This is a genomic window from Roseateles sp. DB2, assembly GCF_051857535.1.
Lineage (GTDB): Bacteria > Pseudomonadota > Gammaproteobacteria > Burkholderiales > Burkholderiaceae_C > Roseateles_B.
On record NZ_JBPZGY010000006.1, the window covers coordinates 154,674 to 168,293 of the forward strand.

General features: G+C 67.9%; 13 protein-coding genes. 6 read left to right on the forward strand and 7 right to left on the reverse strand.

Annotated elements, in window-relative coordinates; translation table 11 throughout:
* Positions 1 to 127: 127 nt before the first annotated feature.
* The gene (locus tag ACS5PK_RS12045; protein ID WP_439440484.1) at positions 128 to 2,428 is read right to left on the reverse strand and encodes a molybdopterin-dependent oxidoreductase; all 2,301 of its coding nucleotides are present in this window, start codon (positions 2,426 to 2,428) and stop codon (positions 128 to 130) included.
* A 166-nt stretch (positions 2,429 to 2,594) separates the two neighbouring features.
* Here ACS5PK_RS12045 and ACS5PK_RS12050 point away from each other — a divergent pair, with 166 nt between their 5' ends.
* Positions 2,595 to 3,443 carry an alpha/beta fold hydrolase gene (locus ACS5PK_RS12050; RefSeq protein WP_439440485.1) on the forward strand — a complete coding sequence of 283 codons (849 nt, stop codon included), beginning with the start codon at positions 2,595 to 2,597 and terminating at the stop codon, positions 3,441 to 3,443.
* A gap of 16 nt (positions 3,444 to 3,459) precedes the next feature.
* Here ACS5PK_RS12050 and ACS5PK_RS12055 read toward each other — a convergent pair whose 3' ends face one another.
* From ACS5PK_RS12055 to ACS5PK_RS12065, 3 genes are all read right to left on the reverse strand, one after another.
* Positions 3,460 to 3,900 (reverse strand): GFA family protein, encoded by a 441-nt coding sequence (locus ACS5PK_RS12055; protein WP_439440486.1) that lies wholly within the window; start codon positions 3,898 to 3,900, stop codon positions 3,460 to 3,462.
* 11 nt (positions 3,901 to 3,911) lie between these two features.
* A complete protein-coding gene (locus ACS5PK_RS12060) occupies positions 3,912 to 4,280 on the reverse strand; it encodes a PilZ domain-containing protein (RefSeq protein ID WP_439440487.1) in 369 nt (122 codons plus the stop codon).
* A gap of 73 nt (positions 4,281 to 4,353) precedes the next feature.
* A complete protein-coding gene (locus ACS5PK_RS12065; protein ID WP_439440488.1) occupies positions 4,354 to 4,788 on the reverse strand; it encodes a hypothetical protein in 435 nt (144 codons plus the stop codon).
* 245 nt (positions 4,789 to 5,033) lie between these two features.
* On the opposite strand from ACS5PK_RS12065, the gene ACS5PK_RS12070 reads away from it, so the two are divergent.
* The 4 genes from ACS5PK_RS12070 (at position 5,034) to ACS5PK_RS12085 (ending at position 10,183) form a co-directional block, all read left to right on the forward strand.
* On the forward strand, positions 5,034 to 5,651 hold the full coding sequence (locus ACS5PK_RS12070) for a DUF1134 domain-containing protein (RefSeq protein WP_439440489.1): 618 nt from the start codon (positions 5,034 to 5,036) through the stop codon (positions 5,649 to 5,651).
* 359 nt (positions 5,652 to 6,010) lie between these two features.
* On the forward strand, positions 6,011 to 8,956 hold the full coding sequence (locus ACS5PK_RS12075; RefSeq protein ID WP_439440490.1) for an adenosylcobalamin-dependent ribonucleoside-diphosphate reductase: 2,946 nt from the start codon (positions 6,011 to 6,013) through the stop codon (positions 8,954 to 8,956).
* 417 nt (positions 8,957 to 9,373) lie between these two features.
* Complete coding sequence (locus ACS5PK_RS12080; RefSeq protein WP_439440491.1) at positions 9,374 to 9,835, forward strand: DUF4124 domain-containing protein; 462 nt, start codon at positions 9,374 to 9,376, stop codon at positions 9,833 to 9,835.
* A 36-nt stretch (positions 9,836 to 9,871) separates the two neighbouring features.
* A complete protein-coding gene (locus ACS5PK_RS12085) occupies positions 9,872 to 10,183 on the forward strand; it encodes a hypothetical protein (protein ID WP_439440492.1) in 312 nt (103 codons plus the stop codon).
* Positions 10,184 to 10,280: 97 nt separating this feature from the next.
* Here the strand turns inward: ACS5PK_RS12085 and ACS5PK_RS12090 are convergent, their stop codons facing one another.
* Complete coding sequence (locus tag ACS5PK_RS12090) at positions 10,281 to 11,411, reverse strand: ABC transporter substrate-binding protein (protein ID WP_439440493.1); 1,131 nt, start codon at positions 11,409 to 11,411, stop codon at positions 10,281 to 10,283.
* A 428-nt stretch (positions 11,412 to 11,839) separates the two neighbouring features.
* Between ACS5PK_RS12090 and ACS5PK_RS12095 the strand changes: the two genes are divergently transcribed.
* Entirely contained in the window at positions 11,840 to 12,139 is a 300-nt protein-coding gene (locus tag ACS5PK_RS12095) for a hypothetical protein (protein WP_439440494.1), read from the forward strand.
* A 96-nt stretch (positions 12,140 to 12,235) separates the two neighbouring features.
* Here ACS5PK_RS12095 and ACS5PK_RS12100 read toward each other — a convergent pair whose 3' ends face one another.
* Both ACS5PK_RS12100 and ACS5PK_RS12105 read right to left on the reverse strand, forming a co-directional pair.
* Entirely contained in the window at positions 12,236 to 12,931 is a 696-nt protein-coding gene (locus ACS5PK_RS12100; RefSeq protein ID WP_439440495.1) for a TetR family transcriptional regulator, read from the reverse strand.
* Entirely contained in the window at positions 12,928 to 13,566 is a 639-nt protein-coding gene (locus tag ACS5PK_RS12105; protein WP_439440496.1) for an NAD-dependent dehydratase, read from the reverse strand. Before ACS5PK_RS12105 ends, ACS5PK_RS12100 begins: the two co-directional genes overlap by 4 nt.
* Positions 13,567 to 13,620 lie beyond the last annotated feature (54 nt).

Consider the following 13,620-nt stretch of genomic DNA (forward strand, 5'->3'; position numbering starts at 1 on the left):
ACACCATGTCCGGCCGCCCGGATCGGAGTCGAGAGCGAGGACCGGCTCTTGTCCTCACCGGCGCAAGCCCCAGGACGCCGGCTTCGCGATCGGCACTCCCCCGCGGCGTGGCCGGGCTCTCTGTTGCTCAGGCGGGCAGGGCGCTCAAAGTCACTGCCTGACCCGAGAGCACGGCGTTGCCGGACAGCGGGTCGCGCAGACGCTCGTCCAGCAGGGCGTTGAGGTTGGCGCCGGGGCGCAGCTGCGCCACGCTCAGCTGCGTGCCCGGCAGCTCATGGCCCCAACCGTGTGGCAGGCTGGCCACGCCGGGCATCATCTCGTCAGAGATCTGCAGCAGTACCTCCAGGGTCGCGCCGGCTGCATTGCTCAGCAGGGCGCGATCGCCGTCGCGCAAGCCGCGCTGGTGGGCATCGTCTGGATGAAGGATCAGTGCACTGCGGTCCGGGCCTTTGGCCAGCACGGGCAGGTTGTGCATCCAGCTGTTGCCGGACCGGATGTCGCGCCGGCCGATCAGGAGCAATTCGTCTGGTCCGGCATTCGGCGGCAGCGCGTCCTCCACCGCAGCGAGGGCTTCAATGAAAGGGGCGGGGGCCAGCTCGATGCGTCCGGAGGGCGTGCGCAGCAGCTCGGGCACGCGGGACTGCAGTTCGCCCAGGTCGATGCCATGGGGCGCGGCCTGCACGCGCGCCAGCGTGAGGCCATCCGGCTTGAGGCCGAACTGGTCGCCATAGGGCCCGCTGCGCAGGGCCAGGTCGATCAGGCGCTCCGGCCCGATCCGCGGCGTCAACGCAGTGAGCAGGGCCTCGGTCTGCGCGCCGTCGGCGTCCTTGAGCTGATGGCGCAGCTCCTGGCGCAGGGCGTCCGTGTCCAGTTCGGCCACGGGCTGACGCCAGTCGGCGCCACTGGCCAGGGCCGCGATTCGGGTCAGGGTCTCCCATTCCTCAGGCATGTCGCCAGACCGCTGGAAGACCGGTGCGCTGTAGCGCGCATGGTTGCGCCAGGAGAGCTGGCCGAAGGCGATGTCGTAGTGCAAGTCCTCCAGGGGCGAAGGCGCGGGCAGGATGAGGTCGGCGTGGCGCGTGGTCTCGTTGAGGTAGATGTCCAGGCTTAGCATGAAGTCCAGGCCATCCAGGGCGCGAGCGAGGCGGGGACCGTTGGGCGCAGAGAGCACCGGGTTGCTGGCCACCGTGATCAGGGCCCGCACCTGGCCTTCACCGGGGGTCTCGATCTCCTCGGCCAGGCAGACCATGGGCAGCTCGCCGAAGACCTCCGGCGCGCCGCTCACCCGGCTCCGGCGCCGGCCCAGGCTGACGCCACGGCCGCTGCCGGGCCGCCCTTGTGTGTTGACGGCAAAGGCGGCCGCCTTGGGAAACATGGCGCCGCCGGGCTGGTCCAACTGGCCGCAGAGAATGTTGATCACGTCCACCAGCCAGCTGTTGAGCGTGCCATGGCGCTGTGTGCAGCTGCCAATGCGCGCATAGAGAGAGGCCCGCGGCGTGGTGGCCAACAGACGAGCGAGGCGACGTTGTTCGGCGGCGGCGATGCCGCAGTGGCGGGCTGTTGATTCTGGAGGGTAGCCGGCTACCGCGGAGCGGACTTCTTCCAGCCCCCGTATCCAGGGATCCAGCGGGCTGCTGCGCACCAGGCCCTCGTCAAAAAGCGTGTGGGCCAGGCCCAGCAGCAGCCACACGTCGCTGCCTGGGCGTATGAAGAGATGCTCGTCCGCCACAGCGGCGGTTTCCGTGCGACGCGGGTCGATGACGATCAGGCGACCGCCGCGCTCGCGCAGTCTCTGGGCCTTGCCTCGAAAGTCGGGCACGGTCCAGAGGCTGCCATTGCTGACCATGGGGTTGGCGCCCAGCACCACCAGCAGGTCCGTGCGTGGCAGATCCGGCACGGGGATGCTGAGCCAGTGCCCGTACATCAAGGCGCTGGAGAGCTGTTTGGGCATCTGGTCGAGGGTGGATGCCGAGAAGACGTTGCGCGTGCCCAGTGCTCGAGCCAGGCGCGGCGTGTAGGCCAGCAGGCCCACCTTGTGCGCGGCAGGGTTGCCGAAACTCAGGGCCACGGCGTCCGGCCCGTGGGCCTCGATCAGCGGCCGCAGGCGGCGCTCGATCTCCTCGAAGGCCTGGTCCCAGCCAATGGGCACGTGGTGCCCGTCGCGCCTGAGCATGGGTTGACGCAGGCGGTCAGGATCTTCATGCAGGTCCTTTAGCGCGACGCCTTTCGGACAGAGAAACCCTTGGCTGAAGGGGTCGTCCCGGGCACCCCGAATGCCAATGACACGGCTGCCGCTGGTCTGCACCTGTAAACCGCAGCAGGCTTCGCACAGGGGGCAGATGCGGTAGTGTGCGCCCGGTGTGTTCGTGTCACGCGTGTTCATCGGGGTTTCCTCTGGGGCAGTCATCCGGATGGGATCAAGATGCATTGTGGTCAGCACAGGCCGTGCTGGCGTCATCCAGGCGACAGCAAAGGCTCAGGATCAACCATGAGAGGCCGGAGGGCGGATTGAAAGCAGATGTAAGTGCGGTGTGACCAGCGTCCGATGACACCGAACTTGCATAGACTCCCGCCCCCGGAAGAGTAGGAGAAGCATGAGAATCGAGATTGAACCCGGTGTCCGTCTGTTTGTGGACATCGAGGGAGAAGGCCTGGTGCCCGATGGCGCCTGGATGCGTGAGAAGCCCACCCTGATCCTGCTGCATGGCGGACCTGGCTTCGACCACAGTGCCTTCAAGCCGGCCTTCGGCGCCTTGGCCGATCTGGCACAGATCGTCTATTACGACCATCGCGGCCACGGTCGCAGCGACCCCCGTCCCAGCAGCGAATGGACCCTGGACACCTGGGCCGACGACATCGTGCGGCTCTGCGACGCCCTGGGCATCGTCAAGCCCATCGTGCTGGGACAGAGCTTCGGAGGCTTCGTGGCCCAGCGCTACATCGAGCGTCATCCGGAGCATCCGGGCAAGGTCATCCTGTCCAGCACCTCGCATCACATGGGCCTGGATCGCAAGATCGAGGGCTTTGTGCGACGCGGTGGCGAGGGCGTGCGCGACAAGGTGCGTGCCCTTTGGACCGAGCCCACGCCGCTGAGCTTTGCTGCCTACTGGGAAGCCTGCCGGGACCTCTACACCGCCACGCCGCAGACCGACCCCATGGCCGCGCAGCGGACGCTGCTGAAGCTGGACATCCTGCTGCATTTCATCCGTGGAGAGATGCAGGGCATGCGTCTGCTGCCTGGCCTGGCTCGCGCCCGCTGCCCCGTGCTCGTGGTCGCTGGCGAGGAAGACCCCGTCTGCCCATTGCAGGATGCGCTGGAGATTGCAGATGCCCTGCCTACGCGCTGCATGCAACTGGCCCGCTTCCCTGGCTGCGGCCACGGCGTGTGGCGGGACAACCCCGGCGCGGCCTTCGAGCGGCTGCGGCGTTTCATCCAGGAGTGAGGCCAGGCTCGCAGGCTCAGGCCTCGCCGCCTGAGGCCTTGGGCCAGAAGCCCGGCGGCGGGAAGGCCTCGAAGCGGGGCAGGCCATCCTCGGGCAACGGATACCAGGGCGCCTTCGAGGCGCAGTGGATGTGCACCAGCGGCGTGAGCCCGGGATCGTCGTCCAGGCTGCCCGCCGGAATGATGGCATGGCGGCCTTCGTCCTCTAGCACCGGCATCAGGCTTCCACAGCGGGTGCAGAAGGCGCGCCAGTTGCCCGGCGATGATTCATAGCTGCGCACCAGCGCCAGGCCTTGCAGCCAGCGAAAGCCCCGGCCATCGGCATGCAAAAAGCTGCCGAAGGCACTGCCGCTGAGTTTGCGGCACAGGCTGCAGTGGCAATGGTTCAGGAAGAGGGGCGGGCTGCTCAGTGCATAGCGCACCGCCTGGCACAGGCAAGAGCCCTGCAGCATGCTCATCAGGCCCGGGCTCAGGCAGCCAGCAGGGCCTTGAGTTCGCGCTCCAGCAGATGGGCTTCACCCAGGTTGACCTCGATGAGTCGGCGCAGATGGGTGACGCTTTCGATGTCTATGCTGCGCAGGATGAGGCCGGCACGCTCTCCCTCCAGGTGGGCGACCTCGGCACCCATCACGATGCGCTGGTCGCCGCCATCCAGGCGCACGCACAGCAGACAGGGTTCGCCCATGACCACCAGATCGGTACTGGAAAGCTTGAGCAAGGCGCCCTTGAGCGAGAGATCCAGAACGCCCACGCTGAGGCGGGCGTCCACGGTGACCAACTCGGCCGGTGCGTCGAAGCTGACGCGTGCGAACTGGCGGCGTTCCTGGGGCTTGTTCATGGCGGCCTCCGACCGTGGCACTGCAATCAAGCCATGCTAGCAGGGGCCTGGCCCTGTGGATCTGGTCCCGGGCTCAATCGGGGGCGTAGATCGTGCTCATTTCAATGGCTTCTCCGAGCCTGTCGGGGGCGACCGCCTCCAGGCCCAGGGATTCCAGGGTGTACCAGCAAGCGCGGAGCAGGGCGCTGGTCTCCTGGCGCGCCTCGCTGTCCAGCAGGGCGCCCAACTCGCTGACACGATCGAGCGAGGGCTGGCGGTTGCGGGAGCTGATGTGGCTGTGCGGCAGTTCCTCGGGGGCCTCGTGGCTCAGCGCCACCTCGGTGAGCAGGTGCTGAACCTCGTCCTTGGGCGGCAAGGACATCACCAGACGCCCCAGATCGCCCAGCAGCTTCTCTGCGGCGCCCGCGAGCAGGCGGGCCGCGTGGTCGCTGCCGCCATCGATATAGAGCCCGGCTGCGATGTCAGCATATTCCAGCGCCAGGGCCAGCTTGGGCATGTCTGCGTTCATGGTGCGTGCGCGCGGTGCAGTGACCGATGGTGGGGCGGCGGGTCGCCCGGCAAGCCGTAATCCTCCGGACATCTCGTGCCCTCTCTCCTGAACTTTTGTGTCGGGCAGTGTAGGTCTGCGCCTTGCCCGGCTGGGAGTGCCGGGTCTGGTGCTTTGTCACGGTTTGTGTGCAGCACGGCTGATGGTTTTCCCGGCAGCAAAGTCTGCGCTATTGTTGCGCAATCCAGTTCTCCGAGGAGGCCTTCATGAGCGGAAATCGACACCCTGCACCCTTGCAAACCTTGCCAGCCCAGGAGCGCCGCGAGGCCCTGCAGACGCTGGGGACCCTGGGGGCCGGCCTGCTGTTACCCGGCCTGGCCCTGGCGGCTGACAAGAAGGAGGACACCTATGACGAAGATTCCATCCTGAAGGCGGCCACCGACTTCTTCGGCAGCACCACAGAAGGCCTGGCCAAGGTCATTGAAAAGGCTTTCAAGGAGCAGGGCAGGCCCAATGCCTACATCAAGGGCGAGGAGGCCGGCGCCGCGATCACGGTGGGCCTGCGCTACGGCGACGGGCAGCTGATCATGAAGGGCGGCGGCGGCGGCCGCGTCTACTGGGCGGGCCCGTCCATCGGCTTTGATTTCGGCGCCAACGCGTCCAAGGTCTTCACCCTGTGCTACCACCTGCCCAACAGCGCCGCGATTTACCAGCGCTTCCCGGGTGTGGAGGGCAGCCTCTACTACATCGGCGGTGCGGGCATCAACTACCAACGCCTGGACGGCATCACGCTGGCTCCGATCCGCCTGGGCGTGGGCCTGCGCACGGGGGCCAGTGTGGGCTACATCCACTACCGCCGCGAGAAGTCCTACAACCCCTTCTGAATGTCGTCTGGCTGGCCTGTCCCTGGCAGGCCTGAGGGAAGCCTGCCAGCGGGGTCGCCGGTCTGTCGGTGGCAGTATGTCTAGGGGCAGGTGTCGGCATATCGGAGCCCGTCTCGCTGCCGTGGTGGCTCATCCCGGCGGGGGCGTCCGTCAAGCCCCGGGGGCTCGGGGTTTTCGATGAGCGTCGGGCCGGCAAAGCGCACCGCGCGAGTGGCCACTCACAAGCAGTTTTTAGGGCTTGCCCGGCCCCCGGGCCGGATGCATGCTCAGTGATCAGGGTCAAAACCCGAGGCAGCCCCTGCGACGAGCATTCGCTGCCATATTCGAACGATCACCGATCAGAAATCCGGAGAGATTCCATGCCCCCGCCCAACCAGGCTTCCCTCGACCTCCCCACCACCTCTCTCGTGCCCCTGGCCGCCGCCGCGTCCCTGCCGGCCCAGGACATCAGCGCCGAGGTGCTGCTGGAGAAATACGCCAAGGGCGACGAGCAGACCCTGGACGAACTCCGTGCCCGTGTGGCGCGCGCCCTTGCTCAGGCTGAGGCGCCCGAGGCCCGCGCCCAGTGGGAAGCCCGTTTCCTGGAGGCGCAGCGCCGCGGTTTCGTGCCGGCCGGCCGCATCAATTCCGCCGCCGGGACCGAACTCAGCGCCACACTGATCAACTGTTTTGTGCAGCCGGTGGGCGACTCCATCGCGCTGTCAGATGACGGCGTGCCCGGCATCTACACCGCGCTCACCGAAGCCGCCGAGACCATGCGTCGCGGCGGTGGCGTGGGCTATGACTTCTCCCGCATCCGCCCCAAGGGCGCGTGGGTGGGCTCTACGCAGAGCAGCGCCTCTGGCCCGGTGAGCTATATGCGTGTCTTCGACCGCTCCTGCGAGACCGTGGAGTCGGCCGGCGCCCGCCGTGGCGCCCAGATGGGCGTGCTGCGCTGCGACCACCCGGACATCGAGGAATTCATCCACGCCAAGGACCAGGGCGATCTGCGCAACTTCAACATCTCCATCGGCGTGACGGATGCCTTCATGGAGGCTGTCGAGGCTGATGCCGAGGTGGAGCTCACCCACAAGGCCGAGCCCGGCAAGAAGCTCAAGAAGGCCGGCGCCTACCAGCGCGGCGACGGCCTGTGGGTCTATCGCAAGCTGCGCGCCCGTCAGCTGTGGGACCAGGTCATGCAGTCCACCTACGACCACGCCGAGCCGGGCGTGCTTTTCCTGGACCGCATCAACAACGACAACAACCTTTACTACTGCGAGCGCATCGACGCCACCAACCCCTGTGCCGAGCAGCCTTTGCCGCCGTACGGCTGCTGCTGCCTGGGCTCCGTGAATCTCACGCTCTTCGTGCAGGACGCCTTCAGCCCCAACGCCCGCTTTGACGAAGAAGGCTTCGCCGAGGTCTGCAAGACGGCCACCCGCATGCTGGACAACGTGCTGGACGTGACTCCCTGGCCCCTGCCGGCGCAAGCTCATGAGGCCAGCAACAAGCGCCGCGTGGGCCTGGGCTTCACTGGCCTGGGCGATGCCCTGGTCATGCTCAATCTGCGCTATGACAGCGAGGCCGCCCGCGAGATGGCGCGGCACATCAGCGAGGTCATGCGCAATGCCGCCTACGATGCCAGCGCCGACCTGGCCGTGGAGCGGGGCGCCTTTCCGCTGTTCAACGCGGATCTGTACCTCTCGGGTGGCAACTTCGCCTCGCGCCTGCCACAGGGGCTGAAGGACAAGATCCGCGCGCAAGGCCTGCGCAACTCGCACTTGCTGTCCATCGCGCCTACCGGCACCATCAGCCTGGCCTTTGCAGACAATGCCTCCAATGGCATCGAGCCCGCTTTCAGCTGGAGCTACACCCGCAAGAAGCGCATGCATGACGGCAGCTTCAAGGAGTACGCGGTCGAGGACCACGCCTGGCGCCTGTACCGCCACCTCTTCGGCAAGGACGCGCCGCTGTCGGACGCCTTCGTGACGGCGCTGGAGCTGTCGGCAGCTGACCACGCCGCCATGGTGGCAGCGGTTGCGCCCTATGTGGACACCGCCATCTCCAAGACGGTGAACGTGCCGGCTGACTACCCGTATGCCGACTTCCAGGACCTCTACACCCAGGCCTGGAAGAGCGGGCTCAAGGGCCTGGCTACCTACCGGCCCAACAGCGTGCTGGGCTCGGTGCTGAGCGTCGAGCCGGCGGCCACGCCCGAGCCGCTCAAGCCGGTGGCCGAGGAAGACGGCACCAACCGCCGCCTGCGCCTTGAGCGCCTGCCCAATGCCGTGCTGGCGTCGCTGCGCTGGCCCAGCCGGCCTGAGCTGCCCAACGGCAATCCGGCCTGGAGCTACATGATCCGCCATCCTCACGGCGACTTCGCCCTCTTCGTGGGCGAGCTGCCGGTCGAGGGCCCGGATGCCGGGCTCTTCGGCAAGAACCTGCCTTTCGAGGTGTGGGTGAATGGCGCCGAGCAGCCGCGCGGGCTGTCCGCCGTGGCCAAGACCCTGTCCATGGATCTGCGCACCAACGACGCCGCCTGGCTGCGCCTCAAGCTCGACGCCCTGGCCACGGTGGCCGAGGAACGTGCCTTCGAAATGCCCGTCCCGCCGGGCGGTGAGCGCCGCCTCTTCCCCGGCGTGGTTGCCGCCACTGCGGCCGTGATCCGCTGGCGTTGCGAGCAACTGGGGGCCCTGCAGGAAGGTGGCCCCACGCCCGTGCTGGACGCCATGTTCAGCCGAGAGGAGCCCCGCACCAGCACCATGGGCACGCTGGCCTGGGCCGTGGACGTGGACAACCCCGCCACCGGCGAGCAGTTCACCCTCACGCTCAAGGAGGTGACCCTGCCCACGCCGGACGGTGGCCACCTCACCCGGCCCTGCGCGATGGGTTTCTCGGGCAACTACCCGAAGGCGCTCGATGGCATGGCCCGTCTGCTGTCCCTGGACATGCGCGTGATGGACCCCGCCTGGATAGGCATGAAGCTGCGCAAGCTGCTGAACGTGGGAGAGCCCCTGGGCCACTTCATGGCGCCCGTGCCTACCCTCAGTGGTGAGCGTCGCCAGCAGATCTGGCCCTCCACCGTGGCCTATGTGGCTCGGCTGGTGATCCACCGCTACGCCATGCTGGGCATTCTTGACGAGCAGGGCATGCCCCTGGTCGAGATGGGCCTGCTGCAGGCTCCCGCGCCCAAGCTCAGCGCTGGAGGTGCCAGCATCCCGGCCATGGCCGGCAAGCCTTGCCCGGAGTGCGGCAATGCCACCATGATCCACAAGGACGGCTGCGATTTCTGCACGGCCTGCGGCTATGTGGGGCAGTGTGGATGATGATGTGTGGTCCCCTCAGGTGAACGTTTGTTCGCCGACTCCGTAGCAAGCCATAGGCCATCCTCAGCTGGCGAACGGAGGGCGCCGCGCCCACCGAAGTACGCAGCGCCTTCGTGATGTGCGGCCATTCCATCCGAGGCTTTCACGCTTCGGGGCCCAGCGCCTTCACCAGGGGCTGGGTCATGTCCACTGCATCAGAGGAGCGCCTCTCTCACTGATGGGCCGCGCGCAGAGGATGGACGGCCCAACGGGCCGTGCAGCGTCGGCAACCTCATCCACCATCCCCCATCGGATGGGTGCTTCTGCCCAGGACGTGCCGCGGTTTCCGCGTGACAATCCGGCCTCATGAAACGCGGCTGGTCAAGGCATGACCGGGCGTCCTTGCTGTCCTTTATGCTGCACCAACCACTCCCCCCTTTGTCCTGGCGTCTCGCCGCCGCCGTCCTGCTGGGCCTCTTCCTGCCCTTGTCCGCCAGCGCCCAGGTCTACAAATGCACCGACAGCAGCGGCAAGACGGCTTACCAGTCCCAGCCCTGCCCAGAGGCGACCCAGGGTGGCCAGTTGGACTTGCGCTGGACCTCTTCTGCACTGCCCACGCTGTCCTCGAGCGCCTCGCTGTCCGGCAATGTGACGGTGTCCGAGATGCGCCAGGCCATCATCTCCAGTTGCGCCACCAACGTGGCGGCCAAGGGGGATGCCACGCTCAGGCGTATCGCCTCGACCCAGCCAGCCAAGTTCCGCAGCTTTTGTGACTGCGTGGCTGACGTTTCGACTTCCGACGTCGAGCGGCTCAAGAACATGGCGCAGCGGGGGGACCGCGCGGGCCTGGAGCAGCTGGGGCTCCGCGCTGGGCTGAGCTGTGCGTCGCGCCTGCAGTAGGCTCAGAGCGCCCGCCAGCCTTTGGGGATGCCGGCCATGAGTGCGCCGGGCGCAGCCGGGGCCCGGCGCTGGCGCAAGCTCTGGAACTGGGGGCTCCCCAGCCTGATGCTGCCTGCGGCGCTGCTGCTCAATCCCGACGAAACCCAGCACCGCGAGACCTTGCGCGCGGCCATCGCGGCTGGCCATCCCGTGGCCGCGGGTTTCGATGCGCAGGAGCGGGCGGTCCCGGACTTGCGCTACCAGAGCTTCGGCGTGCTGTCGCTCACCCGGCATCGGCATGAGCTGACCACACTCGGTGCCTTCGGCAAGGTTGTGGCCGTAGGCAAGCGGGGACGCCGGCCGGGCTAAGCCTGCGCGCCCGGTGCCCGGGTCGGATGAGCCCGGCAGATCCGGGCAGCCCCCAGGGCTTGACGCTCCGTTTCGACCCTGGAGACAACCGGCACGCTCAGCGCACGAAGCGCCCATCTGCTCCGATGATGGCCAGATCCGCAAAGTCCAAGCCGCTGTGGTCGCCGGGGCCGTAGCTGACCTCCAGGCCGCCCAGGTCGAACTTGCGCAGGCCCTCCAGTGCGGCGAGCACTTTCTCGCGGGTGAACTGCGGTGCCGCCTGGCGCAGGGCCTCGGCCAGCACCTTGGCGGCGGCAAAGCCCTCCAGCATGGCGGGCGTGAGTTCCTCGTAGCCCTTGGCCTTGGCCAGCTTCAGGGCTTCCTGCACCAGCGGATACTTGACCGCGCGTTCGCCGGGGAACACCTGGCTCACGATGACGCCCCGGCTCGCGTCGCCCAACTGCCGGACAAAACCGGCGGAGGCATTGTTGGACAGCGTGAGCACCTGGGCACTGGAGCCTGCGGCGCGCAAGGCCTTGATGCCCTCCGCCACGACCAGGCTGGAGCCTACCCACAGCACTGCCTGGGCCTCGGCCTTCACCAGTGCGGGCACGAGGCTGGCATAGGCGGGCTTCTCGCGATCTGCCTTGAGCACGGCCACCGGCTGAAGCCGGGCCTTGGCAAAGCCCTTGGAGGCGCCTTCCAGGGCATCCCGTCCGAAGGAGTCATCCACATGTACCACGGCAATGCGGGTGGTGCCCGTGGAGTGCAGATGCTCGATGGCCTTCTCGGCTTCGCGCTGGTAGGGCGCTCGCACATTGAAGATGTAGCGCTGCACCGGGTTGTGCAGCAGCATGGCGCCCGTGGAAGGCGCCACCAGGGCGATGCCATGCTGCTGCAGCAGCGGCAAGATGGCCTCGGTGTGCGGTGTGCCGCGGTTCATGAACAGCACCACGGCCTTTTTCTGCTCTATGAGCACGCGGGCGTTGGCGGCCGCCTTCTGCACGTCGAACTCGTCGTCCAGTGTCAACAACTGGATCTTCTCGCCCTTGATGCCGCCCTGGGCGTTGACGTGATCGATCCACAACTGGGCGCCATTGAGCGCCTCCTTGACCGTGGCAGCAGCTTGGCCGGTGACGCCTATGGTCTGGCCGACCACGATGTCGGCGCGGGCAGGGACGAGGGTCAAGGCGCAGGTCAGGGCGCAGGCCGAGGCCAGGGTGAAAAGGCGGGGGCGGGTGAGGCTCATGGGGGGTCTCCGTTGGTGCGCCAGCAGGCGGGGCAAGCGGGGGCGTGGGCAGTTTCCCATGCAACTGCGCGGGCAAGTGCCTGGGGAACTCGCGGGTCACTGTGCGGATTTCTGTGCGGCCGGGTCTGCAGAATCAGGCGTCCGGCCCGCCTCCCGCACCCAGGCCCCGACATCCTAGCCAGACGAAGAGGCCCCGAGCTGCGGCGAGGGGCGGACTATGCCTCAGCGCGACGCAGACCGCGATGGATTGCGCTGATTTCACCGACTGTTACCGTCCCGGCGCCGCGACGCAAGTGGCCGTGTCCCGCCGTCCCCAGGCGGGTCGGACGCGAGAGCGCGCAGCGTAGGCGTCAGCATCCGGCCTGCGGGAGGCGATGCCCCCTGCGACGTTCTCCAGTGCGGCGAGGCGGGGCGCTACCCTGCCGACCATGATGGATGCTTCTCTTGAACGCCTGGGCTGGGCCCAGCGCCCCTTGCCTGGCGCCCGGCCGCTGGAGCTTCTGACGGCGGATGAGTCCTTGCTCGTGATCCAGGGCTGCAGCCTGCTGAGCTTTGACCGCCGTCGGTGGGCGGTGACGAACGCAGGGCGCCTCGTGGTGAGCTTCGACGACATCGTGCAGGTCGTCGTGGTGCAGGTCGTCGTGGTGCATCACCGCGACCATGAGGACATGCCGGAGCACTGGGCCGTGGTCCTGCAGGTGGGGGCTGTTTCAACGATGTCAGCGTGAGCGGCTCCTGCAATGACGTCGACGCCTCCATTGCGGCCGCGCGCATTGCGACAGTCACGGACAAGCCGGTCAAGGCCTGGTGAACGCCGTATGCCCTCAGCGCGGCGGGCGGGTCTCCGACAGTGCGCCGCGCAGGTATTCCGTCAGGGCCTCCTTCAGCTCCTGCGGGAAGGCCGGACGGATCGGCGCGAAGACGGGCTCGCTCAGCAGCGCCCGCAGCTGCGGCGGATAGTCCAGGGTCTGCCACAGACCTCGGGTCAGGGCGTAGCTGCGCAGCAGCAGGGCCACACCGCGCCCGGCGGGCAGGCCCAGGGCGCCATCGATCACGGCGCCTGCCGCCACCAGCCCCCGCACCAGCTCCAGCTTGAAGCCACGCAACTGCGCCTCGCTGAGGTTTTGCTCCAGCACGCTGTAGGCCATGGCGTCCAGGCGCAGCAGCTCGGGACGGGCGTCGAGGTAGGCGGCGAAGCGCTCGACGAAGCGCGGCAGCACCTGCGCGGGCTCGGCTTCGCGGAAGGCTGCATGCACCTCCTGCAGCAGGCCGGCGAAGTCCTCGGCCAGCAGGGCGACGAAGATCTCTTCCTTGGTCTTGAAGTAGAGGTACACCGTGCCCTTGGCCAGCCCAGCCGCCTGCGCAATCTGGGCGGCCGAGGGCAACTGCCGGCTGTCAGCGATGAAGAGGGCGCGGGCGGCGGCCAGGATGTCGGCACGTCGGACGGCCTTGTCTTCGCCGTCCAGGGCGCGGGCCTTTTGCAGCCGAGCGGCGGGAGCTGCGTCAGGGGTCTTGCTCATGCCTGCAGGGCCTCCGAAGGGATCAAGTGCAGCCCCGGCCGGCCCTCGCGCACGGCTTGGTACAGGGCTTGCACCACGCGCTCAGTCCGGACTGGCCGCCAGCGCCGTGGCAGCAGGGGCATCAGGCCTCGGCTCAGGGCCAGGGCCAGGGTCTCTCCAGGGCGATGGTCCGGCCTCGGACCTCCGTCCAGCAAGGAGGGGCGGACGCAGCTCAGCGACTCAAAGCCCAGGGCCTGGAGGTCGCGCTCGGTCTCGCCTTTGACGCGCAGGTACAGCCCGCGGCTGCCAGCGTCAGCTCCCAGGGAGGACACCAAGCCGCAGCGCCGCGTGCCCGCCTGGTGCGCCAGTCGGCAGGCCTCCAGGACGTAGTCGTGGTCTACCCGGCGAAAGGCCTCGGCCGAGCCTGCCAGGCGTAGCGTGGTGCCAAGGGCGCAGAGCACGGCATCGGCATGCCACCAGGGCGCATCGGCCGGCAAGCGCTCGAAGTCGACCAGGGGATTGAGCAACCGCGCCTGCGCAGACAGGGGCCGGCGCGTGGGTGCCACCACCTGGCTCACCGCAGGGTCCGCCAAGGCCAGGGCCAGCAGTTGCCGGCCGACCAGGCCGGTGCTGCCGAGGAGGAGAAGGGTGCTCATGGCTGGGGGGCTGCTGCAGGCGTGTGTAAGGGGACGATGCAAGAGGTCCCATGG

Bases quoted from the DNA above. Each gene is read 5' to 3' on its own strand.
- ACS5PK_RS12045 (WP_439440484.1), bottom strand. From the start codon at position 2,428: ATGCATCTTGATCCCATCCGGATGACTGCCCCAGAGGAAACCCCGATG.
- ACS5PK_RS12050 (WP_439440485.1), top strand. From the start codon at position 2,595: ATGAGAATCGAGATTGAACCCGGTGTCCGTCTGTTTGTGGACATCGAG.
- ACS5PK_RS12055 (WP_439440486.1), bottom strand. From the start codon at position 3,900: ATGAGCATGCTGCAGGGCTCTTGCCTGTGCCAGGCGGTGCGCTATGCA.
- ACS5PK_RS12060 (WP_439440487.1), bottom strand. From the start codon at position 4,280: ATGAACAAGCCCCAGGAACGCCGCCAGTTCGCACGCGTCAGCTTCGAC.
- ACS5PK_RS12065 (WP_439440488.1), bottom strand. From the start codon at position 4,788: ATGAACGCAGACATGCCCAAGCTGGCCCTGGCGCTGGAATATGCTGAC.
- ACS5PK_RS12070 (WP_439440489.1), top strand. From the start codon at position 5,034: ATGAGCGGAAATCGACACCCTGCACCCTTGCAAACCTTGCCAGCCCAG.
- ACS5PK_RS12075 (WP_439440490.1), top strand. From the start codon at position 6,011: ATGCCCCCGCCCAACCAGGCTTCCCTCGACCTCCCCACCACCTCTCTC.
- ACS5PK_RS12085 (WP_439440492.1), top strand. From the start codon at position 9,872: ATGAGTGCGCCGGGCGCAGCCGGGGCCCGGCGCTGGCGCAAGCTCTGG.
- ACS5PK_RS12090 (WP_439440493.1), bottom strand. From the start codon at position 11,411: ATGAGCCTCACCCGCCCCCGCCTTTTCACCCTGGCCTCGGCCTGCGCC.
- ACS5PK_RS12095 (WP_439440494.1), top strand. From the start codon at position 11,840: ATGATGGATGCTTCTCTTGAACGCCTGGGCTGGGCCCAGCGCCCCTTG.
- ACS5PK_RS12100 (WP_439440495.1), bottom strand. From the start codon at position 12,931: ATGAGCAAGACCCCTGACGCAGCTCCCGCCGCTCGGCTGCAAAAGGCC.
- ACS5PK_RS12105 (WP_439440496.1), bottom strand. From the start codon at position 13,566: ATGAGCACCCTTCTCCTCCTCGGCAGCACCGGCCTGGTCGGCCGGCAA.